The organism is Spirillospora sp. NPDC000708 (assembly GCF_040299565.1).
In the GTDB taxonomy this organism is placed as follows: domain Bacteria; phylum Actinomycetota; class Actinomycetes; order Streptosporangiales; family Streptosporangiaceae; genus Spirillospora.
Genome location: NZ_JBEPCJ010000191.1, coordinates 1 through 5,879, shown reverse-complemented (window position 1 = coordinate 5,879; position 5,879 = coordinate 1). Strand labels below are relative to the sequence as shown.

4 protein-coding genes and 1 pseudogene are annotated in these 5,879 nt (G+C 74.8%); 3 read left to right on the top strand and 2 right to left on the bottom strand.

Annotation, left to right across the window (positions count from 1 at the left end):
- Positions 1-85: 85 nt before the first annotated feature.
- Positions 86-457: a hypothetical protein gene (locus tag ABT299_RS52025; protein WP_190851206.1), complete on the bottom strand. Its 372-nt coding sequence runs from the start codon at positions 455-457 to the stop codon at positions 86-88.
- Between the two features lie 288 nt (positions 458-745).
- Between ABT299_RS52025 and ABT299_RS52020 the strand changes: the two genes are divergently transcribed.
- From ABT299_RS52020 to mptB, 3 genes and pseudogenes are all read left to right on the top strand, one after another.
- Positions 746-1,078, top strand: a complete 333-nt coding sequence (locus tag ABT299_RS52020; protein WP_190851203.1) for an STAS domain-containing protein — start codon at positions 746-748, stop codon at positions 1,076-1,078.
- Between the two features lie 72 nt (positions 1,079-1,150).
- A complete protein-coding gene (locus ABT299_RS52015) occupies positions 1,151-1,897 on the top strand; it encodes a glycosyltransferase family 2 protein (RefSeq protein ID WP_190851200.1) in 747 nt (248 codons plus the stop codon).
- A 110-nt stretch (positions 1,898-2,007) separates the two neighbouring features.
- A pseudogene (gene mptB / locus ABT299_RS52010) lies at positions 2,008-2,784 on the top strand (polyprenol phosphomannose-dependent alpha 1,6 mannosyltransferase MptB); the annotation flags it as partial.
- A 514-nt stretch (positions 2,785-3,298) separates the two neighbouring features.
- Here the strand turns inward: mptB and ABT299_RS52005 are convergent.
- Positions 3,299-5,617 (bottom strand): hypothetical protein, encoded by a 2,319-nt coding sequence (locus ABT299_RS52005; RefSeq protein ID WP_500255397.1) that lies wholly within the window; start codon positions 5,615-5,617, stop codon positions 3,299-3,301.
- Positions 5,618-5,879: the final 262 nt, after the last annotated feature.

Sequence of the window (5,879 nt, the reverse complement as noted above, 5' to 3'; positions counted from 1 at the left end):
GTCCGCCCCCCCGTGTCTCGGGGGGGGGTGTGGGCCTGGGGCTTGCCCCGTCCTTTGGGGTTTATGCCGGCCCCCACGCCGCAGCTCAACGGTCGAGGGAGTCGTCGATCGCGCGGAAGGTGGGGCAGGGCCAGCGCCACATGCAGGCGCGGCAGCGGCGGATGGGGCTGTCGGGGTCGCTGGTGATGCCGCCGGCCTCCTGCGGCCGGTGCAGGTCGAGGATCCGCGTGCCCAGCTCGGCGAGCGCGATCACCTCTTCGCGGGCGCCGGTGAGGAACGCGAGGTCCTCGCGGGTCAGCCGGGTCTTGACCGGGACGAAGCCGTCCCGGTTCACCAGCCGGGACAGGTACTGCGTGGACGTGCGCCACGAGGTGGACTTCGCGGAGCGCGCGCGGATCGCGTCCAGGCGCTCGCGCAGCCGCGCGTGCCTCGGGTCGGTCGTTCGGTCGGCCTTCACGTGCCGCGCACCCCCCAATGCCGCTGTTGCACGGGGCCAGCCTTCCCTACTCGGGACGTCCGCGAAGGGGGAACGGGGAGTTCCCCTGGGACCGCGCCCGGACGGCTCAGGGGGCGCTCGCGAACCGGTGACGGGCCCTGCCCGAGCCCGAAATCACGACATCACGGTGCGTAGTACTCAAAGCGTACGGGGTGGACGGGACGGCGCCGCGCCAGGGACACGCCCGCGCCACACGCGACTTGGCGAACTGTCTGGCTCATGGAGCGGAGTCGAGATAGTGTGCCGGACGTGGAGCTAAATGTCTCGACCGCGTCTCAGGGAGGTCACGCCGTCGTCACGGCGACCGGCGAGCTGGACCTGTACACCGCGCCCAGGCTGCAGGCGGCCCTCGCGGGGCTGCTGCGCGGCGATGTCGACCGGATCGTGGTCGACCTGGCCGGCGTCGAGTTCTGCGACTCGACCGGCATGAACGTGCTGCTCTCGGCCATGAAGCGGATCAAGGAGCAGGGCGGCTCGCTGGAGCTCGCCGCGCCGCGCCCGGCCGTGAAGCGGATCCTGCAGGTCACCGGGCTCGACACCGTGTTCACCGTGACCGACGACGCGGCGCCCGCCCTGGACTGATCGGCCGCCGGTCGTCCCGCCGTCGCCGGTTGTTCACGGCGCCATGCCCGCACGCCGACTACGATCGCGGATATGCAGGAGGCGGATACGCAGGGTGTAGCGGTGATCATCCCGGCCAAGGACGAGGCCGACCGCATCGCGGCCACCGTCAAGGCCGCGCAGGAGCTGCCCGGGGCCGACCTGATCGTGGTCGTCGACGACGGTTCGTCCGACCGGACCGGGCCGGTGGCCGCGCAGGCGGGGGCCCGGGTCGTGCGGCACGCCCGCAACCGGGGCAAGGGCGCCGCGATGGAGACCGGCGCGGAGGCCGTCCGGCTCCTCGACGACGGCCGTGACCAGCCCCGTCACCTGCTGTTCCTGGACGCCGACCTGGCCGAGACGGCCGCCGAGGCGGCACCGCTCGTCGCGCCCGTACTGGCCGGTGAGGCCGACATGACGATCGCCGCGTTCTCCTCGACGGTGAAGCTCGGCGGGCACGGTTTCGTCGTCCGGCTGTCCCGCGAGGGCATCCGCCGCGCCACCGGCTGGGAGGCGACGCAGCCGCTGAACGGCCAGCGCTGCCTGACCCGCGCCGCGTTCGACGCCGCGCTGCCGCTCGCCGCCGGGTTCGGCGTGGAGACCGGCCTCACCATCGACCTGCTGCGCAAGGGCTTCCGGGTGGCGGAGGTGGAGGTGCCGCTGGCGCACCGCGCGACCGGCACCGACTGGCGCGCGCAGCTGCACCGCGGCCGGCAGTTCCGCGACGTGGCCAGGGCGCTGGCCGTGCGGGAGCCCGTCGTGGCCGGACGGCTCGCCCGCCTGCGCGGCCACCGCACGTGACCAGCCCCGGTCCCGCGCGGCCGGGGACCGCCGGGCTGTGGGCCATCGGGGCCTCCCTCTGCTGCTTCCTCGCCACCGCGCTGCTCGGGCCGTCCGCCTTCCAGCCCGCGATGGACGCGCGGTTCGGGGAGCCGCCGTACTCGCTGGACGTGCACCCGTCGCCGTACCTGGTGCTGGGGCTCGTCGTGGCGGGGGTCGCGGCGGGGACGGCGGGCCTCGCGCTGTGCTTCACCGCCGTCCGGCGCGGCTGGCGCGTCCGGGCGTTCCCGCTGGTCGCGGCGGGGCTGCTGGCGGCGGTCGCGTTCATGTTCATGCCGCCGGTCGGGTCGACCGACCATCTGAACTACGCGTCGTACGGGCGGATGGCGGCGACCGGGCACGACCCGTACGAGACCCGCGCGGTGGACCTGCCGAAGGACCCGGTGGCCGGGGCGCCCGAGGAGTGGCGGTCGACGCCGTCGGTGTACGGGCCGATCGCGACGGGGGAGCAGGCGGTCGCGTCGTGGATCGGCGGCGGCTCGGTGCGGCTGACGGTGTTCGTGCTGTCGGTGTTCAACGTCCTGGCGTTCGCGGTGACCGGGCTGATCCTCTACCGGACGTCCCGCGACGAGGACCGGCGGCTGCGGACCGCGCTGCTGTGGACGTGCAACCCGCTCCTGCTGTTCCACCTGATCTCCGGCGCGCACAACGACGTCCTGGCGATCGCGCCGATGGTGGCGGCGCTGACGGTGTTCGACACGTACGCGACCGGCGGACCGTGGCGGATGTGGGGGCGCGCGCTGGCGGCCGGGGTCCTCACGGGCGTCGGCGGGGCGATCAAGATGCCGGCGGCGCTCGCGGGCGGCGGCCCGGCGTGGGCGCTGGTGCGCGAGGGCTGGAAGGGCCGCCGGTGGCGGGCCCTCGGCGGCCTCGCCGCGCTGGCCGGCGGTGCCGCCGCGACGGCCGCGACCGCGTACGCGCTGGCCGGCCCGCACGCCCTCGACCAGGTGCGGGAGGCGAGCAACATGGTGTCGTTCGCCACCCCCTGGCACCTGCTTGACCGGATGCTGGGCCGCGGCTCGCAGCGCGACGTGATCAAGACCGGCTCGCTGCTGCTCGGGATCGTCCTGTTCCTGCTGCTGGCGCGCGGCCTGCCGAAGGACGACCCGCTGGCGGAGCATCCGGGGCAGGTCGCCAACCGGCGGATGGCCACGGCGTTCGTCATGGCGTGGCTGCTGGCCGCGCCCTACGTGCTTCCCTGGTACGACGGGTTCGGCTGGGCGCTGCTGGCGCTGCTGCCCCTGTCGCGCATCGACTGGATCCTGCTGGCCCACACCGCCGCGCTCAGCCTCGCCTACCTTCCCGCGCGCGCGCCGCAGCGCATCGGGATGCCGCGCGACCTGTCGTGGCTGTTCACCGTCGTCAGGCCGACGGTGATTCCGTGGACGCTGCTCGCGGTTCTTGCGGCCTTGGCTGTTCAGTGCCTGCGTCCAGGTCGATCTCCAGCGACCGCACCGCGGCCGCCAGCATCAGCGGGGTCGCCAGGCTGAACGCCACCGACAGGATCACCACGCCCGAGTCGTTCACCAGCGTCCCGATGATGCCGACCGCGAGCGCGCAGATCAGCGCCGGACGCATCGTGAGGGTGTGCTGGTAGGCGCGGTGCAGCAGGGACACCGCCCGCCACCGCGTCGGCCGCGCCAGCACGAAGAACAGGAACACCAGCGCGGCGGCCAGCGCCAGCGTGAACGGCCAGTACCCGAGGCTGTTCAGCATCGCGTCGAACTTGCGGGTGACGACGTCCCAGGCGTTGCCGTCCATCAGGTCGCGCCAGAACCGGCCCATGTGGGTCGGGTTGGCGCTCCGCGAGTTCCACCAGGAGATCGCCAGCACCAGCGCGATCCCGGCCACGCAGAACGCGCCGACCTTCACCGGCGACACCCGCTTGCCGGTGATCATCATGCCGAGCATCGCGAACGCCGGGGTGATCGCGATGACGCCGCCGAAGTCGCTGCCCCAGGCCGGCAGGCCGTCGACCGCGACGGTGAGCAGCCCGACCGCCGCGACGATCCCCACCGAGACGGCCTTCGCGCGGCGGGATGCCCCGGCCGGACCGCCCGGATCCGGTTCGGCGCGGTGGCGGCGCAGCGGGAACTCGCACACCCACGCCGCCGTCAGGATCGCGGCCACCGCGAACAGCGAGAACGCCTGGTTCCCGAACCCGTAGAACCGCCCGGCGACCAGCGCCGTGTACCCCATCAGCGTGTTGAGCTGGAGCGACGAGCCGGTCATCACGTCCAGCGCGAGCACCACCGCGGTGACCGCGGTGATCACCAGTCCGGGCAGGAACGTCGACCGGCGCCACGGGCCGGCCAGCGCGACGCCCGTCAGCAGCCCCGCGAAACCGAGCACCGTGCAGATCAGCACCGGCGTCGGGTGCGCGGCCTGCCACCACGGCATCAGCCCGGCCAGGAACGACGCGCCGGGCGCCGCTCCGCCGAGCAGCGCGATCACCCGCGTGCCGCCGAGGATCCGGGCCCGCGAGCGCGGGTCGTTGCCGAGCCGCCGCAGCGCCAGCGCCGCGATCCCGTAGAGGACGAGCTGCGTCGCGAACAGCACCCAGTAGAAGTTGGTCTGGACGGCGCGGATGGCCTGCGCGGCGACGTCCTCGTCCTCCAGGTCCTCGACGCGCGTCGCCGTGGAGTCGCCGGAGTGCTGGGACCGCCACGCGGACCCGACGGCCTGCTGCGGCTCCTTGAGCCCGAGCTGCTGGAGCACCGTGGACGTCAGGTCGGTGAGCGTGACCAGGCCGTCCTGCCGGGTCGCGCTGGAGGTGAGGAGGCCGGGCCCGTAGCCGCCGCCCTTGGCCACGGCGACCCGCAGGTGCGGGTTGACGCCGGTGTCGGACAGGCCCGCCACCAGGATCGTCGTCCCCGCCGGGACCTGGCTCACCACCTGCGCGACGCGCCGGTCGGCGGCGGACGCGGCGGCGGCGCGCTTCCGGTCGGGCACGGGGACCTGGTCGCCGTGCGGGTCGACGCCCGCGTTGAGGTAGGCGCGGAACACCTCGTCCACGTCGACGGCGGCGAGCGGGCAGCGCGCCCAGTCGGCGGAGGTCGCCTTGTCGGTGGACGGGACGTAGCGGTCGACGCGGCCGCCGCCGTCGCCCGCGGCGAACACCGCGCCGGGGCCGACGGCGAGGGTGCAGCCGCCCGCCGCGTGGACGGCGTCGCCGAGCAGGCCGATCTGCGCGTGGTAGCCGGTGCCCGCGTTGTCGCTCTTGATCGCCGGCCAGCCGGGCGCGACCGCGCCGCCGGCGGGCGGCGTGCCCGCGGGGGACGGCTGTCCCGGCAGGATCGGGTTCGGGGGGAGCGCGCAGTCGCCGTGCGCGAGCCGGGACCGCTGGCCCGCCGACAGCGTCAGCCAGCCGTCGGTGGGGCAGGTGCTGGTCCGCGTCGTGCGGACGCTGAGCCCGCCCGCCGAGCCGTCGCGGGTCAGCCCCCACAGCGCCGGGGTCGTCTCCGCGCTGACGTCGCTCCACATCAGGCCCGGAATCCCGATGATCACGACGCGTCCGCTGATCGCGGCGGCCCGCGCGGCGGAGGCCGGGGCGGGGGCCGAGGCGGAGGCGGAGGCGGCGGCCGGCGCCGTCGCGGCGCTCGCCGCCGACGGGGCGAGCACGGCGGTCAAGAGGGCCACGGCGGCGACGAGAATCCCGATGTTCGCCCCCCGCTGCGTCATGGCGCTCAGGTTACAAGAGCTTCACCATGGCGCGCCGGGCCTCCGCGCAGGGCAGGAGCGCTCCGGGACGCCGCGCGCGGCGCGCTTCCCGGGTGCATATCCTTCGGGCTGGGCCACCGATCGGGCCCCGGCCCGGTGGGCCCGATTACGCCAGGATGTGGGGATGCGAGCAGTCAGCGGGACGCGCGAGGCGACCGCCCCGGCCCGCAGCGCCCCGGGCCCGCGGGGGCCCCGGGACGCCCAGATGGGGCAGGGCGGCGTC